Here is a 26014-nt window from a genome sequence, read left to right on the forward strand (position 1 = left end):
TCCTGGTGTCTATGGCGCGGTGGAACCACTCTGATCCCTTCCCGAACTCAGTTGTGAAACGCTGCTGCGGCGACGATAGTTGAGGGGTTGCCCTCTGTGAAAATAGCTCGATGCCAGGTTTATTATTTGGCATTCCCTCTCATTATGACAATGAGGGGGTTTGTTTTTGCTTTTTATTTGGTGCTAAGCTTTATTGTCTGAATCGGATAAGCTAAATAAGGTAGCAGCAGTGAGCAGGAGATAATGGCGATTTGAAGTTTCATGATTTTTATAGGTGTTGGTGAGTTAAATGAATTTTTCTCACGCAGAGGCGCAGAGGAGGGGAGTTTGAGACATGGAATTTTTGATTTTCATCTCTCAATTCAGCAAGGCTACTTGATACACACATAACTGATTATATACTAATTTTTTGAAAATATTCAGGGTTTAGTAGGATGTTTTGACACCACATCAAAGTAAATACAAAACTTTTTTATTTCCTGTGTAATTTTTCCAAAGATTGTGGTATAATTGCTGCAACTAATCATTTAACAAGATAGGTCTTACTAACAATACCGGATCTATCTTTTCATAAATTAAAACATGATATAATAGCAATAAATTATCAAACTCAAATGGTGATATTTTGGTTGATATAATCAAAACAAACTTAAAAAAAGCCATCCCCTTTTCTTTACATACTTCTTTTAAATTGATATTAGACTACTAATAGTACCCTTTTTCTCCATTCATATACACCACATTCGAGCTATATGAGGTACACTGTGAACAGGCAAGATGCCTGTGTTACAAGGGTTTTATCATTAACATATTTACCTCATAATAACGGAAACTGCTGTAAGTTACATTTTGTCAAAATAAATTAGATGCTTTTCCCCTGATACAGAGAGTTTTAATCATTTCATGATTAGTAAAGTATACAATCATCATGAAAAAACAAAAAACAATAATTACTCAGATAACGGCTTAGGTATCTAGGTTGACACTGTAATTAGCATAGATCAAAAATCTATTTATGATGCGCGAGGAATTTATCTATGCGCTATCGCGCACGCTGCGCGAACGCGCATTGGTTGATACATCTTGGCTTAGAGAACATCTCAACTTATCTAGTTGTTCACTAATGTTAACACAGAAGTATCTAAGTATATCACGATAGAATACCAATTAAATGAAGTAAGCCTTTCCCCGTAATTAATTCGATAATTAGGGCAATAAAACCTAACATTGCTATACGTCCATTCCAAACTTCGGCACTGGTAGTCATACCCCATTCCCAACGCTCTTGAGGGTACATCTTTACTTTTTTCTTCATTTGTGTGACTTGGGCAAGTTTCAAGTCAGGTTGTTTTAAAGCATCTACTACCAAGTCTGCTAGGGCTTGGATAAATATAGGATGGGTATTAGGTGCGGGAACTCGGCGGAAATTATGTATTCCTGCTTCCTCTGCTATCTCTCGATATTCAATGTCAATTTCTTGTAATGTTTCAATATGTTCAGAAACAAAACTGATGGGTACTACAGCTAAGTCTTTCACTCCTTTTGTTCCTAGTTCGTTAAGTGCGTCTTCTGTGTAAGGTTGTAACCATTCCACTGGACCGACACGACTTTGATAAGCTAGAGTATATTCATTAGGACGGTTCAAAGTTTGCATTATTAACTTTGTACATTCCTCTATTTCTTGCTGGTAGGGATCTCCTGCTTCCTCCACATAGCTTTTAGGCACACCATGAGCGCTAAAGAAAATATGTACATTGTTGGGGTTAGGAAATTTGCTAAGTTCGTCAGCAATAAGTGTGGCCATGGCTTGTAAATAACCTGGCTGTTTATACCATGAAGGAATAACTGTATATGGGAGGCTTTGCAGTTTAGGGTTTTGTTTCCAGAGTTGTTCCAAAAGTCGGAAACTTGAACCGCTAGTGCTTATGGAAAATTGCGGATATAGTGGCAGAATCACTAATTTATCAATGTCGTCTTGGGTTAATTGGGCGATCGCTTCTTCTGTATAAGGATGCCAATAACGCATTCCTACATATATCTTAGCATCTTGTCCCAATTCGCCTAATTTTTCCTGTATGGCTTGTCCTTGTTCTTCTGTAATACGTCGTAATGGAGAACCACCGCCAATTTGTTTATAATTTTCCTGGGATGTATTTGTTCTCCTGGTAGCAATAAACCAAGCTAGGGGTTTTTGCATCCAACGAAATGGTAGGCGGATAATTTCTGGATCTGAGAATAGATTATACAGAAAAGGTCCCACATCTTCCAGTTTATCTGGACCTCCAAGATTAAGTAATAATACGCCTACACGCCCCATAATAATCACTTTCCCCCTATCTTTACAATTTTTGATGGAATATTAACTTTAGTGTAATCTTTTTTAACTAGGTTCATAAAATAATGATAGGAGTCAGAAGTCAGCACTTCCAACTCCGCATTCAGCACTCAGGACTCCTGCACTGTTCTAACTACTTAATGCTTTTACAAACCTTTGTAAACTCTTAAAAATACTTGGTTTCTTAGTATGTGCATTATTACCACTTTCTGGTTGTCCTTTCATGAGGATCATGTCTATTTCATCGCCCGATGGTTTTTTCGGCAGTTCTGCCACCTTTGTATATTCGTTACTGCTTTCTAACCACACTTCCCACATTCCAGGATAACAGCGAAATAGAGCAGATTCATCATCTATGGGCCGGAGATAATAACAAGATTGAATTGTACTAATAAACCGCCGCCGGGTTTCTCTGGCTGCATAACCAATGCCCACAACACCAGAGTCTTCTAAGCGAGGGTTCAATAAAACTACCGGACGATCGCCTATTATTTCACAGAGTTTTTCTAATTGGGGTACTTCTACCGATGTAGGGGCTATAAATAGAAAAATCTGGTCTTCTGGCTGAATTTTTGCTTCTAAGGATGCTGTTCTGCCTGTACCAATATCTAAGATTTTAAATTGTACATCGGACCAATCACGACGGGCTAAACCTGCTGCACCAGCATCAGCAAAAAACACTTTTAAACCAGAACCGTATTCACTAAATAAGGGTAAAAACTGTTCTGCTACGGGCATAAATTTGAGTTCTGGGAAAAGAAACTCTACTTGGATGCGAGTTAAACCGTCTGCTAAGGCAGATTTTACAGCATCACGAGATTGAGAGATCGCATCTTCTAGGGTTTTCGGCAGTTCAGTCATGATTTCTAAACAAGGTGGTAATGGCGAATTGGTGATTGGTAATTGGTAATAGTTTACATCATTAACTTACAATTAGAATTTCATAGCTGAAAGCTGACGGCTGATAGCTAACAGGACTTACACAATGGTAACATTATTAGGCTGCGTCAGACAGCATAAATCATGTAAATAAACAGATTTTTCATATCTGAACCACCCTACATCAGATTTTTGGTGTGACACTTGGGTAAGTCCTAGCTAAAATCAGAAATTTATAGTTAAAAATCACAATGACAAATCTCACACCCAATTCTAGTTTTAGTGTAACCCTCCGGTTGCAGATTCCTAACCGTATTGGTATGTTAGCATCTGTAACGCAGGCGATCGCCTCTACCGGTGGTAATTTAGGACAAATAGATTTAATTGAACAAAGTCGAGAGTTATCTATCCGTGATTTAACGGTGGATGCTGCTAGTACAGAACACGCCGAAACTATTGTACAATCAATAAAATCTTTACCAGATATTAAAGTTATAGATGTTTATGACCGCACTTTTAATTTACATCGCGGTGGTAAAATCAGTATTGCTAGTAGAATACCTCTCAAAAGTGTGTCTGATTTGGCAATGGCCTATACTCCAGGGGTAGGTAGAATTTGTAAAGCGATCGCTCAAAAACCCCAAGAAGTTTATAATCTTACTATCAAGAAGAATACCGTAGCCATTGTCACTGATGGTAGTGCTGTTTTAGGTTTAGGCAATCTTGGACCTGAAGCTGCCTTACCTGTGATGGAGGGCAAAGCTATGTTATTTAAAGAATTTGCGGATATTGACGCTTTTCCCATTTGTTTAGATACTCAGGATACAGAGGAAATTGTCAAAGCGGTGAAATATATCGCTCCTGTATTTGGTGGGGTAAACCTAGAAGATATCGCTGCACCGCGATGTTTTGAAATTGAACAAAGATTACAGGCAGAATTAGACATTCCTATTTTCCATGATGATCAAAACGGTACAGCAATTGTCACCTTAGCAGCTTTACTCAACGCCTTAAAATTAGTCAAAAAATCCATTGCAGATATCCGTATTGTGATGAATGGGGCTGGGGCTGCGGGTATTGCTGTAGCTAGATTACTACGTAAAGCTGGGGCGGAACAAATTTGGTTATGTGATTCTAAAGGTATCATTTCTACCAGCCGCACAGATTTAACTACGGAAAAACAGGAATTTGCCGTTAAAGCCCAAGGTACATTAGCTGGTGCTGTACAAGGTGCGGATGTGTTTATAGGAGTTAGTGCGCCAGGAGTATTAACACCAGAAATGGTACAGGGGATGACAAAAGATGCCATAGTATTTGCTATGGCCAATCCTATCCCAGAAATTCAACCGGAATTAGCCCCTAAAAACGTCGCAGTCATGGCTACAGGGCGCAGTGACTACCCCAACCAAATTAATAACGTATTAGCCTTTCCTGGGGTATTTCGTGGGGCTTTAGATTGTCGAGCTAAGACAATTACTACTAATATGTGTCTAGAAGCTGCTTATGCGATCGCTTCCTTAGTCAAACCTACGGACTTAAACAGAGAACATATTATACCCTCTGTTTTTGATAACCGGGTAGCCACAGCCGTCGCTGCTGCTGTTAAACAAGCGGCCAGAGAAGAAGGTATTGCTCACGGTTAACTGAGATCCCCAACTTCTCCAAGAAGTCGGGGATCTATGGTTATCCTACTTGGGAAATTAAAGGACAAACCTATGCAGGAAAAATGTCTTTAGAAGATTTAGCTAAAATTTCTGGTTATACAGGAAAACGTAATTTTAAAAACTAAATGAAGGAGTCAGGAGATTAAGCATTAAGTAGACCAGGACTTACGCAACCGGCACATTGCTTTATTTGCTTACTCAAAAATCCCTGATCGATTTCCAGATATGCAGCAGCGTTGGTAAATCCCTGCTTATCATTCACAGCGATCGCATATTTACAGCACATTCCATTTACATAAGATACACTATGAACACAGTAAGATGCCTGTGTTACAAGAGTTTGATCATTAACATCTGTACCTCATAATAACGGAAACTGCTATAAGATGACACAGTTGGAGTTGATCCCAATTCGACCATCTGTGATCATCGCGCAATTTGGGGTTAGTCATCATAGCTAAATATTTTTGTTGTTTCAGCATTATGATGTTTTAGTCATGGAATGTTGTATAAATAAAGTGATTGTATCATGGGTTTTCCTGATATATTCAGAAGAACACAACCACTGGTTACAGGAGAAGGAACAATGAAGTCTGATAATAAACTCAGTCGGGTGTTAATTGTCGGTGGAACTCACGGGAATGAGTTTACTGGAGTATACTTAATTAAAAAGTTTGAGCAATTCCCCCAATTAATTAATAGATCCAGTTTTGAAACATTGACCCTATTGGCTAATCCTCAAGCATTTACAGCAGTAAGAAGATACATTGATAAAGATTTGAATCGTTGCTTTCTAGCCGAAAATTTAGAGGATTTAACACTATCTAGTTATGAGGATTTACGAGCTAAAGAAATTAATAATTTGTTTGGACAAAATGGTAAAACTCCTGTTGATCTCATAGTGGATTTACATAGTACAACTGCTAACATGGGCATAACTATAATTGTAGATAATGATCAGCAGTTGAGTTTGCAATTAGCCGCTTATCTCAATCATATTAATCCTTCAGTCAAAGTTTGTAGTCATGGCAACTCTGGTCAAGGTCGTAATTTCCTAATGTCCGTGAGCAGATTTGGAATTGGTATTGAGGTGGGATCTGTTCCTCAAGGTGTTTTAAATGCAGAGTTTCTTCTCAAAACTGAAGCCATGATCAACGCAATTTTAGATTATGTGCAAATGTACAACCAGGGAGAAGTTCCATATTTTTCAAATAACCTAATCTGCTATGAATATATAGAAAAAATTGATTATCCGAGAAACGAACAGGGAGAAATTCAAGCTATGATCCATCCTCATCTTCAGTTTAAAGATTATGAGGTTTTGCATCCCGGTGATCCTATGTTTTTAACATTTGATGGTCAGACAATTACCTATGAAGGAAACTCTACTGTTTATCCAATCTTTATTAACGAAGCTGCTTATTACGAGAAAGGTACTGCTATGTGTTTTACTGAAAAACGAATGATTACTGTTGAGTAAGTCAAAAGTAGGACTTACACAAATAATTTTCAAGAAATCAACCATACTTAACGTAATCCCAGTCTTAACTAATCTATTTACAATCCAAAGTGCTTTTTCAACTATAGAACTCATATTAAAATTTTGAAAACAAACTACTGTAGTGCAAGCATCTTGCTTGCATCTATTATCAAAATTAAAAGCACAACAGCTGATCAATCAACAGATTGATAATATGTAGCAGTTTCCGTTATTATGAGGTACAGATGTTAATGATAAAACCCTTGTAGTGCGGTCATCTTGCCCGCTTATACCTCATGTATATGTAATGTGCTGTATGATCCACCCTACCTATTTTTTCATAAATCAAATATTATTTTTATAAGTAGGTATGAACAAAAAGATCCCGGACTTCTCTAAGAAGTCCGGGATCTGACTCTGGTAATGTATCCCTATAGGATGCTACGCTAACATAAATCAAATAGGATTGCTATATTATTAATAATATATAATAATATAGGGATACGATTTTTGTCGTATCCCTATATTAATCACCTGTATTTTACATACAAATGTATTTGTATAATTGGAGAATCATCTACGTTTAGCTGTGCTGCGTTTGAGTGTGCGTGTTTCGTCTTGCTGACGACGGCGATCGCGCCAATCTGCTAGTGTTAAGTAAACTACGCCACCGGTGACTCCTACTAACAGCACAATGGCCACCATAGCCAAAACACTCAAAAATGGAGTTTCCACAATATTTTTAGAGTCCGTTACGTCCCCAAACTACCATAGAAATTGACCACGTAAATACAACTAACAGGGATACCCAGCCTAATGTCAAGATCATAGTTCTACTTTGCAAAATTACAAAAGGTTTTTCATCTTTATCATACTCGCAAAGCTGTATGGCCATAAGATTTGCCATAACATTTGATTTTTCCTAGGTCATAGCGTAAGACTTGGAGTGTGGAGTGCGGGAAGCAGGGGAGAAAATTCTGTATTCTGACTCCTCGATCTCCTGACTCCTGACTCCTGACTCCTTGATCTCCTGACTTATGCTATATTTTTTGATCATACCTTCACTAGTTATCCATCGTGCAAGATACCGATTCTATCCATGACCTAGCTGCGGCGTTACAACAACCCACAGATTTAGATTTTGAATTACCAGATCCCGAAGATGAAGGAATTGCTGAGTCTGACTTTTTAGACCAGTTAGATGTGGCTTGGCAAGTATGCGATCGCTTTGATCTGCAAACCGAAATTTGGCGTGGCCGTATTTTACGCGCTATCCGTGACCGAGAAAAAAAAGGTGGTGATGGCCGAGGTACAGGTTTCCTCAAATGGCTTAAAGAACGGGAAATTAGCAAAACCCAAGCCTATTCCTGGATTCAACTGGCTAACAGTGCTGATACTTTAATTGAAGATGGTAAACTCGACCCTAAAGCTGTGAATAACTTTAGTAAACGCGCTTTTGTGGAAACTGCCAAAGCCTCTCCAGAAGTACAACAAATGGTCAGTGAAGCAGCGCAAAAGGGCGATCGCATTACCCGTCGTGAAGTTCGTCAACTCACTGATGAATGGACTGCCATGACCTCAGAATTATTACCCCAACCCATTAAGGAAAAAGCTGCTGATAATAGTCTTCCTCCGCGCTATATAGCCCCTCTAGTCAAGGAAATGGAAAAACTACCCGAATCACATCAACGGGCGTTACAAAGGGAAATAGAGGCAAATCCTGATGTAGATACAGTTAAACAGGCTACCTCAGAGGCGAAACAATTGGCCAAATATTTGAAATCTGCTGCACAAGTGCAGGCACTAGTGGTGGAAAATGTAGATATAGAGATTGCATTAGAAGAAGCGCAAAGGATTGGTTGTTTAAGTGTTGCGGCGGATTTAGTTAATCAAGCATCGCAGATGGAACAGAGTATAGCGAAATTATATATGACCTGGAAGAAAATTAATAATTTAGCGGATAGGTTATATGTAGATACAGGAGCAAGTACACCTCAACTGCGATCGCTACTCAGTTGTATAGAACCACTAGGAAGTGAAATCATGGAATTACAACTTAGCGGTGCAACAGAACATACAATTAGATTACAAATTCAGGAAACCAGTTAGCTGTCAGTCATCAGCCTTCAGAATAAAGAATTTTCTACTCGATCCCTGCTCCTCCAGACCTATAAAAAAGAGTAGAGACACTCACAAGAGCATCTCTACATCCCCAGTAGGGACAGGGGATTAGGGGATTAGGTTTTTGGGTATGTTCCATTTATAGCAAATAAAATTTTATTTGGCAATATCTGAGGAAATATTTTTTTACTGCTGTAACTTAAAATTATTAAATCCGTTATATAAAACTACTCAATTCTACTTTAAGATAAGACTTGTTTAGTTTTTTCCTGATCATACTCTTAGAGGATATTTAAAAATTTGAAAAGGGTGTAAAAAAGCTCTCTCAGTATAAGGTGTGAACATATAATAACGTAAGTTGCTAGTTACAAATAATTAGGTTTATTCCTGGACTAGATCCTTCTTACTACCCTTAGAAACCCGGGAAATCAATCCAATTCTTCCAGGTTAATGTGTGATCTACGTCAGTTATGATATGTGATTACTGTCACTTTCGTATCCAGATAGACATCATCATGGCACTGATGACAAAATCTATATATCCTGAGAATAAGTTACATTTGTCGAAAACTATTGTCATAATTAGGATGGTACTTATCACCAAGTTCATCATTTCTTGATCATCTGTTTATTGAAAATTTAAGATACAATTACAAAATCCCTATGTTAGCAGGTAAAATTTTACAAAATGGCAAATATACAATCATCCAGGAGATAGGAGAGGGTGGATTTGGTGTTACTTTTAAGGCTATTCATCACTACTTAAATCATGAAGTAGTTATGAAAACTATTAACGAAAGATTACGTCAACATCCTGATTTTCCTAAGTTTCAACGTCAATTCCAAGATGAGGCCAGACGGTTAGCTACTTGTGTTCATCCTCATATTGTTAGGGTAAGTGACTATTTTGAGGAAGATGGCTTACCTTATATGGTGATGGAGTATATTCCTGGGGAAACTCTCCACTCTGCTTATATTCTGCCAGGAATACCTTTACCAGAGTCTACGGCTATTCATTATATCTGTCAAATTGGTGCTGCTTTAGAGGTTGTTCATAGTCAAGGGTTGTTACACCGGGATATTAAGCCTGATAATATTATTCTCCGTCAGGGAACTCAGAATGTAGTATTAATTGATTTTGGTATTGCTAGGGAGTTTAATAATGGTGCTAAACAAACTCATACTGGTTTAGTTAGTGAAGGGTATTCACCTATTGAACAGTATTTAACTCAAGCTCCACGTACAGCAGCAACGGATGTTTATGGTTTAGCAGCTACCTTATATGCTTTGTTGACAGCAGAAATTCCTGTTTCAGCATTATTGCGCGATCGCCAACCTATGCCTGAACCAATAAAGCTACAACCTCATTTAAGTATGGCAGTAAATCAGGCTGTGATGCTAGGAATGGCTTTAGAACCTCAGTTGCGTCCAGGAAGTGTGAAAGAATGGTTACAACTTTTACCTAAAACTGGTGTAAGTATTACAGATGCTAAGATTGCTACTCAAGCTGTACCAACGATTAATTTATCTGATCATTTATCTGGTAATTTATCAGGAAGACAATCAAAAAATTCTGAGTCATCTGTAAAAGAGAAAGTAGATAAAAACGTGGGAAATTCCCAGATGTTTATTGGTTTGGGTATGGCTTTATTGGCATCTGTAGTAGGTTTGAATATGATTAAGATGTTCAATCAACCTGAATTAAATTCTAGTCCCAACTCCAGTTTTCCCACACCTATTTATCCATCTCCTACTGTATCTCCCACTGAAGAAAATTCTACTACTATAAATAATAAAAATGAGACAAATTCTAGAGATTCAGAATCTTCAATAAGAGATACATCTAATGATAGAAAATCACGACGCAGAAGAAATCGTATTACTCCAAGTCCCAGTTATACTACTAATAATAATGGTGAAGAAAAATCACCAAACAATGATTATAACTTTATTCCAGAATCTAAACCTGAACCAAAAATTTCTGCTTCTCCTACATTTACTGAATCTCCAAAATATCCAAAATCTAAAATATCTACGCCGGAAGTTAGTTCTTCTCCAGCTTTAAATGATAGGTTACGTGATGCTAGTGATGGCGAGGAATCTCAAAAAGTTATTTCTGCTCCATCAGCAGAAAATAATAAACAAACTCCCAATGAGGTTGTACCTAAATCTACACAAACAGACAGTCCAGGAAGTTCAGGAGTTGTAGTACCAACAATCGAAACAAAACCGAACATACCTGAGAAAAAAGTACCCGAAATTCAACCACAAAATGATAGTAAGTCTTTGGATAAATTACCGATTCAAGATAATAATTAGAACTGTATAGATTGATCAATTTAGTGAGGAAATTAATTGATCAATGAATTTATTGCTGTATGGGTGATTTGTAATAGAATATAGTTATTTACTCAATTGTTGACTGCTATACAGGTTTAGTAGTGCTAAACCCCTACTGACTGGTGTAGGGTTTTAGCAGTGCTAAAGCCCTAATGATGCCGTTTTCTGATATTCTGGTCAAGAGTGCGATCGCTGACGGTATTCGGGTCAATAGCACGATAAAATTCTCAAACAATAAAAACAATAAATTGTAATAAAGGTCTAAATGGCAGAAACATTATTTTTCAACGCCCTGCGTGAAGCTATTGATGAAGAAATGGCGCGAGATGCTAGTGTATTCGTACTTGGGGAAGATGTGGGACATTACGGCGGTTCTTATAAAGTTACCAAAGACTTATGCAAAAAATATGGTGATCTGCGGGTTTTAGATACGCCTATTGCCGAAAATAGCTTTACTGGCATTGCAGTGGGCGCAGCAATGACGGGTTTAAGACCGATCATTGAAGGTATGAATATGGGTTTTTTGCTGTTAGCTTTTAACCAAATCTCTAATAATGCGGGAATGCTACGTTACACTTCTGGTGGTAATTTTACTATTCCTATGGTTATTCGTGGTCCTGGTGGCGTAGGTAGACAATTAGGTGCGGAACATTCCCAACGTTTAGAAGCCTATTTCCAAGCTGTTCCAGGGTTAAAAATTGTGGCTTGTTCTACTCCTTATAATGCTAAAGGTTTACTTAAATCTGCTATCCGTGATAATAATCCGGTTCTGTTTTTTGAACACGTTTTGCTTTATAATTTAAAAGAAAATCTACCAGAAGAAGAATATCTATTACCTCTTGATAAGGCTGAAGTAGTTCGTAGTGGTAAAGATGTAACTATTCTTACATATTCTCGTATGAGATATCACGTATTACAAGCGGTGAAAACCCTGGAAAAACAAGGATATGATCCAGAAGTAATTGACTTAATTTCTTTAAAACCTTTGGATTTTGATACTATTGGGGCATCAATACGGAAAACTCACCGAGTGATAGTGGTAGAAGAGTGTATGCGAACTGGAGGTATTGGTGCAGAGTTAAGTGCGTCTATTAGCGATCGCTTGTTTGATGAATTGGATGCGCCTGTGTTAAGACTCTCTTCTCAGGATATACCCACACCTTATAATGGTAACTTAGAAAGGTTGACGATTGTACAACCTGAGCAAATTGTGGAAGCTGTACAGAAAATGATGGCTTTGCGGGTGTAGCTATTAGCTATTAGCTATTAGCTGTCAGCTATCAGCTATCAAAATATGAATCTCTTTGAGGCTGAATACTGATGGCTAATACTTTTGAAAGCTGCAAAATAAAACTCAGTGTATGAAAAAATATCAAGGAACCTCCACTTTTTCTAAATCTACACCATGGGCTGGATCTAATTCTGGTAAATTCTTACCCAAAATTAGAACAGAAACCATCATTAATAAACTCGTCACCATAATTACACTTATCACATTGGGATCATCAAAATTACTCGTACCTATTAATAAAGCAGCAGCAAAATTGCGTTGTGCAGTTCCCACTCCTAAAACCCTTTGAGTATCAACACCAGGACCACCCAATAAATAACCCACAGTAAAGGAGAAAATAATAAAAATAGCACAAACAAAAATCACACCAGTTTTCAATAAAATAAGAATTTCATTGAAGTGAACTATCAACCGCACTCCTAAACCTAAAAGCAATCCAAAATTAGATATTTTGAAAGTAATTGTTTGGAGATTTAAAGCGATATCCTCATATTTTGCCTTAATTAATAACCCAATTCCCAACGGTGTTATCATCAAAAATACTAAAGGTTTGGCAATATCCCAAGAATTAACTTCTACACCTTGTAAAACTAATGGTAGTGCGATCGGCATATAAAAAACAGTGCCAAACATTAACATCATCATTAACCCTGTAGAAAAAGCTAAATTACCCTTAACTATTTGGGCAAGTTTAGGTAAAGCAGGCGGACCTGAAGCCAATGCCATAATGATCAAACCATCTTTCGCAGGTTCATTAACAGGTATTAATAGCAGCAGTAAATATACAAAAAATGGCACTAAAACAAAATTTGTCAGTAGCGATAAAAGAACCAAACGAATATTACGAAGAGGTTGCCAAATTTGTTGTACAGTTAACTTTAAACCTGTACCAAACATAGTGGCAACAACAAAAGCCAGAAAGGCAATTTTGTCAAGAATGGGGATAATTTGGTGCATAAATTTTTTATTTTGCGTAAAGTAGGGGTAATTCATGAATTACCCCTACATTTTTTAATTCATTTTTAATTCAAATTCAAAGTAACCTTCTGTAAATTACCTGTGAAAGCAAACGGTACTTGATAAGTTTCCACAATCGAAGTACCTGTATCTCGACCAACATCAAAAGTTTCATCCAAAGCCAAACGATAGGGTATAGTTTTGGCAATTCGACCCTCAGCTACCGGTTGATAATTAATAAATAACTTGCCAATTCCTCCTGCACCAACTTCACCACCGTCATAATCAAAATTAAATTTAATTGTTGATTTACCTGGGGCTAATTTTTCAGGAGATTGAATAATGTAACGTTCAGCATTTACAAAGTTGTAAACATAAGTTGGTTTACTATCTTCTAGGAAAAATCCCCAACCCGCAAAACGTCCACCTTGAGTTAATAAAACACCCTCCGCACCACTTTCTGGAATTTCTACATCAGCAGTAATGCTAAAGGATCTATTTTTTAAACTTGGGGCGCTACCTTCAGGAATGCTCACTCCTGTAGAATAGTAGGTAAAAGTTGTACGTCCTGCGGCGGGAGAAGGACGATCTTGCACGTCAAATCTTTCAGAAACGCGGTCATCTAATGGTAAAACGTTATATTTGCGTGCTTCTGATAAAAACAGTTTTTGGAGTTTTTCCAGTTTTTCTGGATTTTTAGCCGCCAGATTATTAGCTTCGCTGAAATCTTCTTCAATATTATATAGTTCCCAAGGATCTTTCTCAAAGTCAGCATTAATTGTACCCTGCCAAGGTAATCGAGGATGACGGGCCGCAGCTATCCATCCATTATCATAAATAGCCCTGTTACCAAACATCTCAAAATACTGAGTTTCATGTTTAGAGGCAGCTTTAGGAGCATCAAAGGTGTAAACTAGACTAGTACCTTCGAGTTTCTGCTGTTGTACCCCATTAACTTGAGTCGGTGCTGTAATTCCTGCTGCTTCAAAAATAGTTGGTGCAATGTCAATGACATGATGGAATTGGCTACGGAGTCCGCCTTGATCCTTAATGCGATCGCCATAAGCAATAATTAAGGGGTTACGAGTGCCACCAAAATGAGAAGCGATTTGTTTAGTCCATTGGAAGGGGGTAGTACCTGCCCAAGCCCAAGCTGCATGATAATGATTAAAGGTTTTGGGACTACCTAAGTCATTCAAAGAAGCTAGAAGTTGTTCTCGGCTTTCGGGTACTTTATTGAAAACTTTTAATTCATTAACGCTACCTGATAAACCACCTTCAGCACTAGCACCATTATCACCAACAATGTAGAAAATTAAGGTGTTGTCCAATTCACCGATTTGGTCAATGGCATCAATTAATCTTCCCACTTCATGGTCGGTATGTGCTAAAAATCCCGCAAATACTTCCATTTCATGGGCATAGATTTTTTGATCATCTGGAGATAATGAATCCCATGCCGGCAATTCTTTGGGACGGGGTGTAAGTTGGGCATTAGCGGGAATTACACCTAGTTGTTTCTGACGGGCAAAGGTTTCCTCTCGTAATTTATCCCAGCCTTGATCAAACTTGCCTTGATACTTGTCTATCCAGGCTTTAGGGGCGTGATGAGGTGCATGGGTAGCACCGGTAGCCAAATAAGTGAAGAAAGGCTGATCGGGGGCTATAGACTGTTGAGAATGAATCCAGCTAATAGCATGATCTACTAAATCTGGAGTCAAATGGTAATCAGGGTTATTATTTGGTGGTGCAACCCGCTTAGTATTTTCCACTAAAGCCGGACTCCATTGGTTAGTATCACCACCCAAAAAACCGTAAAAATACTCAAATCCTAACCATGTTGGCCAGCGATCGAAAGGTCCAGCTACACTGGTTTCATAATCCGGTGTATTGTGCCATTTACCAAAAGCTGCGGTGTTATAACCATTCTGCCGTAATACTTCCGCTACAGTAGTAGCGCTCTTAGGTAAGATAGTCGTGTAACCAGGAAAACCAGATGCTAACTCTGCAACTACACCTGTACCCACTGAATGATGATTACGTCCAGTTAATAAAGCAGCGCGTGTAGGAGAACAAAGGGCTGTAGTATGGAATTGGTTATAACGTAATCCTTTTTCAGCTAAACGAGTTAAATTCGGTGTATCTACAGGTCCACCAAAGGTACTCGCTTGCCCAAAACCCACATCATCCAATAATACTAATAATACATTGGGGGCTTTTTCCGGGGCTTTAATTGGTGCGGGAAAATCCGGTATTGACTCTTTGTAAGTAATACCGATTTTACCTTGGAAAGATGGTGGATTAATTGGTAATACTTTTCCTCTATCTGCTAAGGCTGGGCTAGTAGTGATTAGGAAAATGATGGAAAGAGATATAGCGATAACGAAGCGCTGCCGCAAGCGGATTGCTCGCACAATTAAATTTAACATATTTTTTCTCACGCGGAGACCCAGAGGCTCACAGAGGAATTAAGAGAATGTTCTTTAATTCAGGTTTTTTACTAACCGAAAGCCGATATGGGTAGTTCCAGTATCAGGAGATTGTGATTCTCGGGCGGCTGGACGATAACGGCTACAATAATTGGGCGCACATAGATAAGAACCTCCTTTAATTACATGAAGGGCAATCTCTGTCGCTTTTTTAGGGTCAAAACTTTTACCAGGACCTGTGGGGTTAACAGATCCCCGACTTATTTGAGAAGTCGGGGATCTATAATTGAACAAGTCGCTAGTCCATTCCCAAACGTTGCCCGTTATGTCATAAAGTCCATAACCATTGGCAGGAAATGAACCAACTGGGGCTATACCTATATAACCATCGGCTTTGGTGTTGAAAAAAGGGAAAATTCCCTGCCAAGTATTAGCTTTTTTGACTGAATACTGATTACCCCATGTATAAGTTGCACTATCTAAACCTCCACGAGCAGCATATTCCCACTGTGCTTCTGTAGGTAATGATTTTCCTGCCCATTGGGCGTAAGCTAGGGCATCTTGGTAGGCAATATGCACAACGGGGTAGTTTTCTTTACCTACAATTGTGCTATCACTGCCAAAGGGATGCTGCCAATTAGCATCGGGTGTCCAATGCCACCAACTCAGAAGCTGAACTTGCTTAACTCCTGGTTTTGGCATTTGAAAAACTAGGGAACCTGGTAATCTTTCTTCATCTGATAAGTCGGGAAACTGTTCTTTTGATAAGGGGCATTGGGCAACTGTTACATATTTTGTGGCATTGATAAATTCAGTGAATTGGGCGTTTGTTACCTCATATTTATCAATGCAGAAGGAACTAACTGTAACATTTTCAGCCCCTCGCTCTTCCTCAAAACCAGAATCATCTGCTCCCATTTTGAATGTGCCTCCAGAAATCATTACCATTCCTGGTGGACAAGTATTAAGGGTATCTGCTAATGCTAGTGAATTGGTAAATAGCGATATCAGTGCAACTACTTGAATTAGTAGCAATATTAAAGACCGCATTTTTCGTTGTATTAAGCTCCTGATCGATGCCTTCGGCGAGCGTAGCTATCGCTTGTAGAATCATTGGGAGGTTGGTCTTTACTACTTCTACAACTGACCAAGTTATCCTGGTCGAGATTATTAGCAGCAAATCCATATACTGGACTAAAGATTAAAATTGCAGCAGTGATTAGTAAAATTACTTGCATAGCTCATGGATTTATTTTTCAAAAATTTGTGGAAAAGAGGCAGAAATTAACATAGATTATGAGTTCATGTCAAAAGACCTTTAACTTGTCTTCTTCTAACTTATTTTCTCCTCGACCGTAGCCACTGGTAAATCTTTTTGAGTGCTATATTCTGTCCAAGAACCTTCATAAATTCTCACCTTGGGATAATTAAGCAGATGCTTTAAAACCACATATTGTAATGTAGCCTCCCGTCCCGTACTGCAAGAAACAATAATGTCATTTGCAGGGACAATCTTTTTATCTGCCAGAATTTGCTTAATCTCATCTAATGACTTTAATTTATGAGGATTTTTAGCATCTGTAAATGTTACCCAAGGAATATTTCGTGCCCCAGGAATATGTCCATTGCGTATCCAAATATTTTCCTCACCTCGAAACAATTTTTCTGGTCTAGGATCAATAAAAACAACTCCCGGTTTACCAATAAGTTTCCTCACATCATTTAAACTCACTCGCACGGAAGGATTATCTTTGACTGTGAATTTACCAACTGAGTATTTAGGAAATTCTTTCGTAACATCTTCACTAGCTTTGTAACCAGCATAACCACCATCTAAGACGGCAATATCTTTGAGTCCAGAACGTTCTAGTAAATAAGCAACCATTGTTGCACCTAAAACATCTCTACCATCTGAATATACAAGTACACGACTGTTATTTGTTACTCCTGAATAGGCAAATATTTCTCCTAATTTCTGATTTTTCCAATATTGTACTGGTAATCCTTCTTTTGGACCTCTAAAAGCTATGTCGGCAATGTTTACGGCATTAGGAAGATGTCCTTCTATATAGTCAAGAGGAAAATTACGTACATCTAAAATTCTCAAGTTGGGATCTTTGGCATTTTCAGCTACCCAATTTGGCGAAACAAACTGAATCTTAGCGGAAGAATTAGCTGATAATACTGGCAAAGGTAATAAGGGAATACTGACTACCAAGGCAAAAAACATCGCCACCAAAGCAAATAACTTAGGTTTTTTCAGATTTTTGAAAGAGAAACTTTTAAATGTCATTTTCACCCTTCTTTGTATTTACTCACACTATTGATTAGACATCTCTATAATATAGGTAAATATGCATTTGTCATAACCCTTGTAGAGAGATTACATAGGAATATCTCTAGCATATTTTCAGAGATGTTTATTGGTAGCTAAGATCCTAAATGCCAATCTTAGTGTAATTACTTTAATCAGCAGTAATATCAAAGTAATATCAACAACTGCATTTTACGCCGATGGGACTGTTAAACCGAGAATTTTGGTAAATCTCTCTATATAAAATTCTGTAGGATTAGCAACTGCTTGAATGGATTCACGTTGACGCAAATTTTCCCACCATTGCTTTACTTTGGGTGTTTCTGTTGGTAGCGTAAAATTACGAAACTTTTCTAAAACTGGTAATCTTTCAAACCAAGGATAGAAGCTAATATCAACTAAACTGAAATTTTCTCCTAACCAGTAAGGACCATTACCAGAAAGTTTACCTAATCCTTCTTCCTCAATATATAAAAGAGACTCTAAAAACTCTCTTCGTCCCTGTTCTTGTTCTTGGGTATCTTTACCACGCAGTAATTTATTAAAGGCTGGAACTAAACGAGTATTAGCGTAATCGCCCCAAATTCTTGCAACGGCTTTTTTAGCAGGATCATGAGGTAACAAAGCTGGTTCAGGAAATACTTCTTCTAAATACTCATTGATAATTGCGGACTCATATATTTCCACATCCCCATGTTTAATTGCGGGAACTTTACCGTAACGAGAAATATCGGTAAAGCCTTCTGGTTTGTGCTGTAAATCAATTTCAATGGGTGTAAAATCAATTCCTTTTTCTAATAAAACCGCACGAGTTCTTTGGGAGAAGGTAGAACCTTTAGTGTAATAAAGTTGTAAGGTACTCATTTCGTCCTTTCCTTGATGGAGTTTGAATTTTCGGTTAATTGCCGAAATTGCCGGTTGATGACAGTTAAAAACACAAGTGAAATTGATTCACTTCATAGTTTAACATTATCTACGGTTTATCGGTCTGGTTATCGTATTATATTATGAGTATTTCATAGTTTTTACTAAAAAACAAGTCTTTTAGTAATCATTATTCTCAAAATTTAGAGTCAAGATGCCTAACCATTTAACATTTGTCCATAGCTTGCTTCTCTTAAGTACCGCGTTTATTGCCGGGTCACTTAATGCTGTAGCGGGTGGTGGTACTTTTATTACATTTCCCGCTTTAATATTTACTGGTGTATCCCCAATCACCGCTAATGCCACAAATAATACTGCTTTATGGATTGCAGCTATGGCCAGTGCAGGTGCATATCGTCACAATTTAAACATCCCAAAACGAGAACTTTTAATACTATGTATTACCAGTTTAATTGGTGGGGGAATTGGTTCTGTTATTTTCCTATATACATCACCAGATATGTTTAAAAAGCTACTTCCTTACCTGTTACTTTCAGCAACTTTGATATTTACATTTAGCGAACCTCTAAAAATGTGGTTACAATTTCAAAGCCAGAAATCATCATCAGAATCTCCTCCTTTACTAATTCTCGTGATTGCTCAATTAGCAATATCTATCTATGGTGGTTTCTTTGGTGCAGGTTTAGGAATTTTAATGTTAGCAACTTTAAGTTTTTTAGGTATTAAAAATATTCACACTATGAATGCTTTTAAATCTTTTCTTGGTAGTTGTATCAACGGTATCGCTATTTTTCCTTTTATCTTCGCTGGTTTAATTGCTTGGCATCAGGCTATTTTAATGGCTGTGGGTGGTTCTCTTGGTGGTTATTTGTGCGCTCATTATGCTCGGAGATTAGACCCTCGTTTTGTGCGGATATTTGTGATTTTTGTTGGTTTTAGTATGACGACTTACTTTTTTATTCGTGGTTAAGACTGATAACTATAGTCAGATATAATTGGAGTTATCGTCCTGATAAGCATTCTGGATTTTCATATCGGCTTTGAGGATGATAACAAATCATGTAAAATAAAAAAAAGGAGGTATGTTATGACATCACAACTTCAACAAGCTGTCAATATTGTTCAAAATCTCTCATTAGTAGAGCAGCTTGAACTGCTAAAAATACTATCCATCAGTATTCAAAAAACCCATTCTCTGGAAGTTCAAACTCAAAACGATATAAAAGATGATACAGATTTTTCATCTGAAAGTTTTCGCAAATCTTGGCAACAAGCTGTAACAGGAAAAACTCTCCCAATTTCTCAACTTTGGGAGGACATTAACCTTGACTGATTCTTTTTTAATCGAAATTAGATTAACACCTGAATTTAGGCGGAGACTGAGAATTTTAGCCAAAAAATACCGCCAAATTCAAGTGGATATCCAGACGATTTTAGAAATGTTGCAGATGGGAGAATTTCCAGGTGCAGTCATGAAAGTGCGGGTTAAAAATAGCGATATTCAAAAAGGTAAAAGTGGAGGTTATCGTTTAATATACTGGATTGCAAATACTACATTAGTTGTTTTACTGGACATTTACTCAAAATCAGATCAAACTAATATTGAAGTGTCTGAAATTTGCCAAATTATTAATAGTTTTGATACATCACTTACAGAAGATGAAAGAGAGCAAGCGATCGCCCTATCTATAGTTACTAAATCTGATTACTAGCGGTTACTGGTAGAAATCCACCGGCTTGCATTTGCCATAATCTGTGATAAGCGCCACACTTAGCCAATAATTGAGAGTGAGTACCGTCTTCAATAATACGACCGTGATTAAACACTAAAATCCTGTCTAAATGAGCGATCGTAGATAAACGATGGGCTACCACAATTACCGTCTTTCCATTCATTGCTGAATCTAGGGTATCTTGAATCGCTTTTTCGGTAATGGAATCAAGGCTAGAAGTAGCTTCATCTAAGATTAAGATAGGTGCATCTTTGAGGATAACACGGGCGATCGCAATCCTTTGTCTTTGTCCTCCAGATAATTTAACACCACGTTCTCCCACCAAAGAATCATAACCCTGCTTCATCTGGGCAATAAAATCGTCAGCATAGGCTTTCCGTGCTGCTTCTATCAATTCCGCCTGTGATGCTTCTAAACGTCCATAGAGAATATTTTCTAACAAGGTGCGATGGAACAGAGAAGGATCTTGAGGAATCAAACTAATTTGCGAATGTAGGGCTTCTTGAGTCATGTCTTTAATATCCACCCCATCAATTAATATTTGTCCCGATTGCGGGTCAAATAAACGCAAAATCAGATTAACAAAAGTAGATTTTCCAGAACCAGAAAAACCCACCAATCCCACTCTTTCTCCTGGTTGAATAGTGACGGAAAGATTAGTAAACACCGTCTTCTCTGATGAGTAGCTGAAATGCACCTGCCGAAACTCAATACTACCTTTAGTAATGGCGTGATTTATAGCATTATCCCGATCAATAATTTCATGGGGTTGAATAATCGTATGAACACCATTAGCGACATTGCCAATATGTTCAAAAAATTCTAAAAACCGTTTGCTTAAATTGCGGGCTTCACTAATGATTAATAGCGATAAACTGGTGGCAACAACGAAATCAGCCGCAGCTATTTTTCCCTGACTCCACAGAGAAAGTGAATAATATAAAGTACCGATTTTTAGAATTGCTGCTGAGATAAACTGAAACCAGCGAATTCGTTCAGAATACCAATTAGACTTTCTCACCTCTTTCAGTTCGCGCTTTAATTGGTCATTCAAATAGCGTCGTTCAAAACCCAAACGGGCAAACAGTCGGCTACTGGTGAGATTTGTCACGGAATCTACAATAATTCCAGTGGTTTCACTTCTAGCAGATGCGGCCTTGCGGGAGTAAATTCGACATCGAGTCGCTAACCAGAAGGAAATACTGATAAACAAAACTGCCCAAATCCCCACAAATGCAGCTAGGGGAGGATAGGCGCGATAGAGTAAAATTGTAGAGACTATATAAACGATAATTACTGGCATAAATTCCGTAATCATCATTTGCATCGTTTGGGTAACGCCCAGAGAAGTTTCCGCAATGCGATGGGCTAACGCACCAGCAAAACTACTGCTGAGATAGCGGTGGGAATGTTGCTGTAAATAGGCATATAAAGACCGAACAATATGCTGTCTGTGGATGGGATGGAGAATAGTTTGTAACAGTCCAGCAGAACGCCCAAATACCACCTCACCTATACTCAAGGACGTAAACAGAATCAAGGGTTGTCTCAAAGTATCAAAAATGAGTTTACTGTCTCCTGTTAAGCGTGTGACACTGCGGATCATCTCACCGATCGCATAAGGTAACATAATTCCACAGGTGGCGTGTGCAATTTCCAGAAGCACCATTACCACATACCACCAGCGAAACTGATTCACAAAATAACAAATAAATAGGAAAGGAGTATCTGGCAATTCTGGCGCATTGGGAGCGCGTTGAAAAGATTTAGAAAGTCTTATCTTTTTCATAATTTTAGCTGCTGTAAAAAATTAAAATAGACATTTCCAGAAATTAAATTAATGAATGCGTTTTTCACAAACTCCTGTATAAACGTTTAATGTAACGTCTCTATTCTTTTTCACTCCTATGTCTATCATGCAAAATTCTCTTAACGCACAGCATCTCCCCTGCGGTATTCAGCAGTAATGTCGTCTAATTTTTGTTTCAAATTGTCATCAAGTGTTACTTCCACAGCCTTGAGACTATCAATAAGTTGTTCTGGACGACTTGCACCAATAATAGGAGCAGTAATAATTGGATTAGCTAAAACCCAAGCCAATGATAAGGTTGTGAGAGATAATCCTGCTAAATCTGCCACTGTGCGTAATTCATCTACAGTGTTAAACTCACGATTATGCCAATAACGTTCTTGATAACGCTTTGCGGCTGTACCCAAAGTAAAACGAGTACCTGCTGTAGGTCCTGCTGCTTGTTTATGTTTCCCTGTCAGCAGTCCCCCGGCTAAGGGATTGTAAGGAATGACACCTAAACCTTCTTCTTGGGCTAGGGGTAATAATTCTCGCTCAATTTCCCGGAATAAGAGATTATAACGGGGTTGAATGGAGATAAAACGAGTCAAATGACGCACATCTGCACGACCTAAAGCGCGGGCTAGTCGGTAAGCTAAGAAATTGGAAACTCCGATATAACGGACTTTACCGGCACGAACTATTGTATCCAGAGCTTCTAGGGTTTCATCCAGGGGAGTTGAAGCATCATCAGAATGCAATTGGTACAGGTCAACATAATCAGTTCCCAGTCGTTTGAGGGAAGCATCAATGGCATCTAAGATATGTTTGCGTGAAGATCCCTGATCCCAAGGTGCAGAACCAACTTTACCAACGGCTTTAGTAGCAATGATAAATTGTTCTCGTTTATCTTTTAACCAACGGCCGATAATTTCCTCAGTTCGTCCAGCAGTGGGTAGTCCTCCACCAAGGGGGTAAACATTGGCGGTATCGAGAAAGTTGATTCCTGCTTCGGCGGCAGTATCGAGAATTTTGATAGAAGTTTCTTCGTCGGTTTGTAGTCCAAAGGTCATTGTACCGAGAACAAGTCGGGAAATGGTTAGTCCGGTTTGACCAAGTTTAGTTGTTGGTAATGTCATGAAAATGTTAGTTGTAGAATTTTTATTTCACGCAAAGGCGCGAAGGGGAAGAGTGTGTTGCATGACAAAAACATAGAAGTGAAGAAATTTCACTCCTGTTTTGACTGGTAAACTACCAGGGTTTAACGTTAACTACAGTTTATTGGTCGGATTATCGTAGTAAGATAAAAGTATTCCATAGTTTTTACTAAAAAACAAGTCTTTTGGTAAACATTCTTTTTATTTGCTGGAGAAATTGGTTCTGTAATTTTGTTATACTCAAAATGGTTTAGTTATCTGATTCTACAGATAGGAGTTTAGCACTGCTAAACCCTTACATATATGTATGAGTTTTTAGTGATTTTGCAAAATTCCAAACCTAATCCGTGTTTATTGTATAAGTTTTTGGATGTGTTTAAACATCTACTTTATTATTTACTAAGTTTACTGACTAAAACCTTTAATAACCATACATTATCATGACAATTACAGTTGAAAACCTTAATAATGTGCCGATTTTAAATAGTGCGATCGCAGATCAAACAACTAAGGTCAATTCTACCTTCACATTTACATTACCTAAAAATACCTTTTCGGACTTAGACGCAATTAATCCCTATAAAAACCTAGTCATATTTGGTGATAGTTTATCAGATACAGGTAACGCCTACCAAGCATCAGGTAATACCTTTCCACTACCACCTAATTATCTAGGTCGTCTTTCTAATGGCTTAATTTGGGTTGATTATCTTGCACTAAATTTAGGATTTACAGACCAATCAATTCAAAACTTCGCTTTTTTGGGCGCAAATACAGGATTAAATAATACTTTTGGTTCGATAACTGTACCTGGATTACTGACACAAATTCAGCAATTTAAAACTTTAAATACTGCTACACTCATCGGTAAAGATGGATTGTACGTGATCTGGGCTGGAGCTAACGATTTTCTATATCTTGCCACAGATCCTGCTCAAGCTGTAACTAATGCAGTTAATAATATTAGTAGTGCAATTACAACGTTAGCAGAATTGGGTGCTAAAGAAATTGTGGTTGGCAATTTAACAGATTTAGGTTTTACTCCTTCAAGTATTGCTAATAATAATGTAACTAATGCCACATCAGTTTCTAATTTGTTTAATACATCTTTAAACCAAGCTCTAACGAACTTAGAACCAGTCCTCAATGTTGATTTATCTGTGGTAGATATCTTTGGTTTGAGTCAAGCTGTTCAGGCTAATCCTGCTAGTTACAACTTTACTAATATTACCCAACCTCTAATTACAGCCACTAATCCAGTTGACCCAAATCAATACGTTTTCTGGGACAATATTCATCCCACTACAACATTTCATCAATTAGTTGCGGATACATTTGAAAATACGCTACTCAATGATGGTGTAATTCCTGATTTAATTAAATATTCAGCTACTTTAGCTGATGGCAGTAATTTACCAGACTGGCTAAATTTTAACTCTACTACTCAAACCTTTACTGGTACTCCTAAAACAGCAAATATAGGCGAATTAAATGTAAAGGTGATTGCTACAGATAAAGCAGGAGCAAATGTTAGTGATATCTTTACTCTCTATGTCGAAAATGTCAACAATGCACCTACCAACATTACCATAAATAATAGTAACATTGCCGAAAACCAAGCCATTGGTACAGTAATTGGTAATCTTTCCACTACAGACCCAGATATAGCAAACACCTTTACCTATAGTTTAGTATCAGGAGATGGTGTCACGGATAACGGTTCATTTATCATTATTGGAAATCAACTCAAAACTAACACTGTATTTGACTTTGAAACCAAGAACAGTTACAGCATTAGAGTCAAAACTACAGATCAAGGAGGGTTAAGTTATGAAAAACAATTCACTATTAATGTCAATGATCTCAATGAAATTACTGGTAATCCCTCAATTAACAATGGACGTAACTCAATTATAGGAACTAATGTTTCTGACTATATTACGGGTGGTCCTGGGGCAAAAACTATTACCGGGGGTGCTGGTAATGATTTCTTCGTGTTTACCAATTTCCGAGATGTGGGACAACAGATTACGGATTTTACTGTGGGAGAAGATAAAATTGTCCTTAGCCAGTTACTTAGCAGTATAAGTTACAATGGAGCTAATCCTATTACAGATCAATACATCAGATTTGCGGCCGGAACAGGTAATCATGCTAATAGTACATTTTTGCAAATTGACCGGGATGGCATTTCAGGCAGTGCGATATTTAAGAACTTCCTTGAGGTTAATAATATCACTACCACTGATTTGAACAACGTCAACAATTTTGTTTTCTAACATTTTCAGAAACTCTATGTAGGGTTTGCACCAAAAAGTCTTTTTGTGGAGACAGGATATCTACATGACAAATTATACATATCAGATGATAGTTCAATACAGGACTTTGGGTAACAGATAGGTAAAATCTGTATTTCTACCAGTCCATCTGCAAATTCCTGTAGCTAGAAAATCAGAATCTTTTTGCCATTGCTATTCACATCCATAAGTAAAAAAAGCTATTCTTGCCAATATAGTTGGTAATAATCTTCTGATCTTGCCAAATAAAAAGTATATTAGGATACAATACTTATAATTTATCAAAAAATACAAAATTTGTTTACCAGTTATATTGGTAAAAATCATGGTGATTTATGGTAAG

The 26014-nt window shown here is 37.7% G+C and carries 20 protein-coding genes and 1 rRNA gene; 10 read left to right on the forward strand and 11 right to left on the reverse strand.

What is annotated here, in order from left to right; all coding sequences use genetic code 11:
- The first annotated feature begins 1 nt into the window (after position 1).
- Positions 2 to 119, forward strand: a 5S ribosomal RNA gene (gene rrf / locus H6F32_RS16135).
- Between the two features lie 1031 nt (positions 120 to 1150).
- On the opposite strand, the gene hemH is transcribed toward rrf, so the two are convergent.
- Positions 1151 to 2317, reverse strand: coding sequence for a ferrochelatase (gene hemH, locus H6F32_RS16140; RefSeq protein WP_190370329.1), 1167 nt, complete (start codon positions 2315 to 2317; stop codon positions 1151 to 1153).
- A gap of 147 nt (positions 2318 to 2464) precedes the next feature.
- The gene (locus H6F32_RS16145) at positions 2465 to 3196 is read right to left on the reverse strand and encodes a DUF1995 family protein (protein ID WP_190370330.1); all 732 of its coding nucleotides are present in this window, start codon (positions 3194 to 3196) and stop codon (positions 2465 to 2467) included.
- A 269-nt stretch (positions 3197 to 3465) separates the two neighbouring features.
- Between H6F32_RS16145 and H6F32_RS16150 the strand changes: the two genes are divergently transcribed.
- Together H6F32_RS16150 and H6F32_RS16155 are read left to right on the forward strand one after the other, a co-directional pair.
- Complete coding sequence (locus tag H6F32_RS16150) at positions 3466 to 4857, forward strand: malic enzyme-like NAD(P)-binding protein (protein ID WP_190370331.1); 1392 nt, start codon at positions 3466 to 3468, stop codon at positions 4855 to 4857.
- Between the two features lie 607 nt (positions 4858 to 5464).
- Complete coding sequence (locus H6F32_RS16155) at positions 5465 to 6358, forward strand: aspartoacylase (protein WP_190370332.1); 894 nt, start codon at positions 5465 to 5467, stop codon at positions 6356 to 6358.
- Positions 6359 to 6931: 573 nt separating this feature from the next.
- On the opposite strand, the gene H6F32_RS16160 is transcribed toward H6F32_RS16155, so the two are convergent.
- Positions 6932 to 7093, reverse strand: coding sequence for a hypothetical protein (locus H6F32_RS16160; RefSeq protein WP_190370333.1), 162 nt, complete (start codon positions 7091 to 7093; stop codon positions 6932 to 6934).
- A gap of 7 nt (positions 7094 to 7100) precedes the next feature.
- Positions 7101 to 7187, reverse strand: a complete 87-nt coding sequence (petN, locus tag H6F32_RS16165; RefSeq protein WP_013189847.1) for a cytochrome b6-f complex subunit PetN — start codon at positions 7185 to 7187, stop codon at positions 7101 to 7103.
- A 248-nt stretch (positions 7188 to 7435) separates the two neighbouring features.
- On the opposite strand from petN, the gene H6F32_RS16170 reads away from it, so the two are divergent.
- The 3 genes from H6F32_RS16170 to H6F32_RS16180 all read left to right on the forward strand — a co-directional run bounded on the left by H6F32_RS16170 (position 7436) and on the right by H6F32_RS16180 (position 12068).
- Entirely contained in the window at positions 7436 to 8467 is a 1032-nt protein-coding gene (locus H6F32_RS16170; protein ID WP_190370334.1) for a hypothetical protein, read from the forward strand.
- 675 nt (positions 8468 to 9142) lie between these two features.
- Positions 9143 to 10798: a serine/threonine-protein kinase gene (locus tag H6F32_RS16175; protein ID WP_190370335.1), complete on the forward strand. Its 1656-nt coding sequence runs from the start codon at positions 9143 to 9145 to the stop codon at positions 10796 to 10798.
- 286 nt (positions 10799 to 11084) lie between these two features.
- Positions 11085 to 12068 carry an alpha-ketoacid dehydrogenase subunit beta gene (locus H6F32_RS16180; protein WP_190370336.1) on the forward strand — a complete coding sequence of 328 codons (984 nt, stop codon included), beginning with the start codon at positions 11085 to 11087 and terminating at the stop codon, positions 12066 to 12068.
- A 123-nt stretch (positions 12069 to 12191) separates the two neighbouring features.
- Here H6F32_RS16180 and H6F32_RS16185 read toward each other — a convergent pair whose 3' ends face one another.
- From H6F32_RS16185 to H6F32_RS16205, 5 genes are all read right to left on the reverse strand, one after another.
- Positions 12192 to 13067, reverse strand: a complete 876-nt coding sequence (locus H6F32_RS16185) for a bile acid:sodium symporter family protein (protein WP_190370352.1) — start codon at positions 13065 to 13067, stop codon at positions 12192 to 12194.
- Positions 13068 to 13132: 65 nt separating this feature from the next.
- On the reverse strand, positions 13133 to 15496 hold the full coding sequence (locus H6F32_RS16190) for an arylsulfatase (protein ID WP_190370337.1): 2364 nt from the start codon (positions 15494 to 15496) through the stop codon (positions 13133 to 13135).
- 54 nt (positions 15497 to 15550) lie between these two features.
- Positions 15551 to 16546 (reverse strand): formylglycine-generating enzyme family protein, encoded by a 996-nt coding sequence (locus tag H6F32_RS16195; protein ID WP_190370338.1) that lies wholly within the window; start codon positions 16544 to 16546, stop codon positions 15551 to 15553.
- 283 nt (positions 16547 to 16829) lie between these two features.
- The gene (locus H6F32_RS16200; RefSeq protein WP_190370339.1) at positions 16830 to 17789 is read right to left on the reverse strand and encodes a sulfurtransferase; all 960 of its coding nucleotides are present in this window, start codon (positions 17787 to 17789) and stop codon (positions 16830 to 16832) included.
- A 213-nt stretch (positions 17790 to 18002) separates the two neighbouring features.
- Entirely contained in the window at positions 18003 to 18674 is a 672-nt protein-coding gene (locus H6F32_RS16205) for a glutathione S-transferase family protein (protein WP_190370340.1), read from the reverse strand.
- A gap of 214 nt (positions 18675 to 18888) precedes the next feature.
- On the opposite strand from H6F32_RS16205, the gene H6F32_RS16210 reads away from it, so the two are divergent.
- The 3 genes from H6F32_RS16210 (at position 18889) to H6F32_RS16220 (ending at position 20407) form a co-directional block, all read left to right on the forward strand.
- The gene (locus tag H6F32_RS16210; protein WP_190370341.1) at positions 18889 to 19665 is read left to right on the forward strand and encodes a sulfite exporter TauE/SafE family protein; all 777 of its coding nucleotides are present in this window, start codon (positions 18889 to 18891) and stop codon (positions 19663 to 19665) included.
- A gap of 117 nt (positions 19666 to 19782) precedes the next feature.
- Positions 19783 to 20028 (forward strand): hypothetical protein, encoded by a 246-nt coding sequence (locus tag H6F32_RS16215; RefSeq protein ID WP_190370342.1) that lies wholly within the window; start codon positions 19783 to 19785, stop codon positions 20026 to 20028.
- The gene (locus H6F32_RS16220) at positions 20021 to 20407 is read left to right on the forward strand and encodes a type II toxin-antitoxin system RelE/ParE family toxin (RefSeq protein ID WP_190370343.1); all 387 of its coding nucleotides are present in this window, start codon (positions 20021 to 20023) and stop codon (positions 20405 to 20407) included. Before H6F32_RS16215 ends, H6F32_RS16220 begins: the two co-directional genes overlap by 8 nt.
- On the opposite strand, the gene H6F32_RS16225 is transcribed toward H6F32_RS16220, so the two are convergent.
- Together H6F32_RS16225 and H6F32_RS16230 are read right to left on the reverse strand one after the other, a co-directional pair.
- Positions 20391 to 22220, reverse strand: a complete 1830-nt coding sequence (locus tag H6F32_RS16225) for an ATP-binding cassette domain-containing protein (protein WP_190370353.1) — start codon at positions 22218 to 22220, stop codon at positions 20391 to 20393. The genes H6F32_RS16220 and H6F32_RS16225 overlap by 17 nt on opposite strands.
- A gap of 137 nt (positions 22221 to 22357) precedes the next feature.
- Positions 22358 to 23356: an aldo/keto reductase gene (locus H6F32_RS16230; protein ID WP_190370344.1), complete on the reverse strand. Its 999-nt coding sequence runs from the start codon at positions 23354 to 23356 to the stop codon at positions 22358 to 22360.
- Positions 23357 to 23814: 458 nt separating this feature from the next.
- Here H6F32_RS16230 and H6F32_RS20275 point away from each other — a divergent pair, with 458 nt between their 5' ends.
- The gene (locus H6F32_RS20275) at positions 23815 to 25653 is read left to right on the forward strand and encodes an SGNH/GDSL hydrolase family protein (RefSeq protein WP_199294603.1); all 1839 of its coding nucleotides are present in this window, start codon (positions 23815 to 23817) and stop codon (positions 25651 to 25653) included.
- Positions 25654 to 26014: the final 361 nt, after the last annotated feature.

It is taken from the genome of Anabaena sp. FACHB-1237, assembly GCF_014696225.1.
Taxonomy (GTDB): Bacteria; Cyanobacteriota; Cyanobacteriia; order Cyanobacteriales; family Nostocaceae; genus FACHB-1237.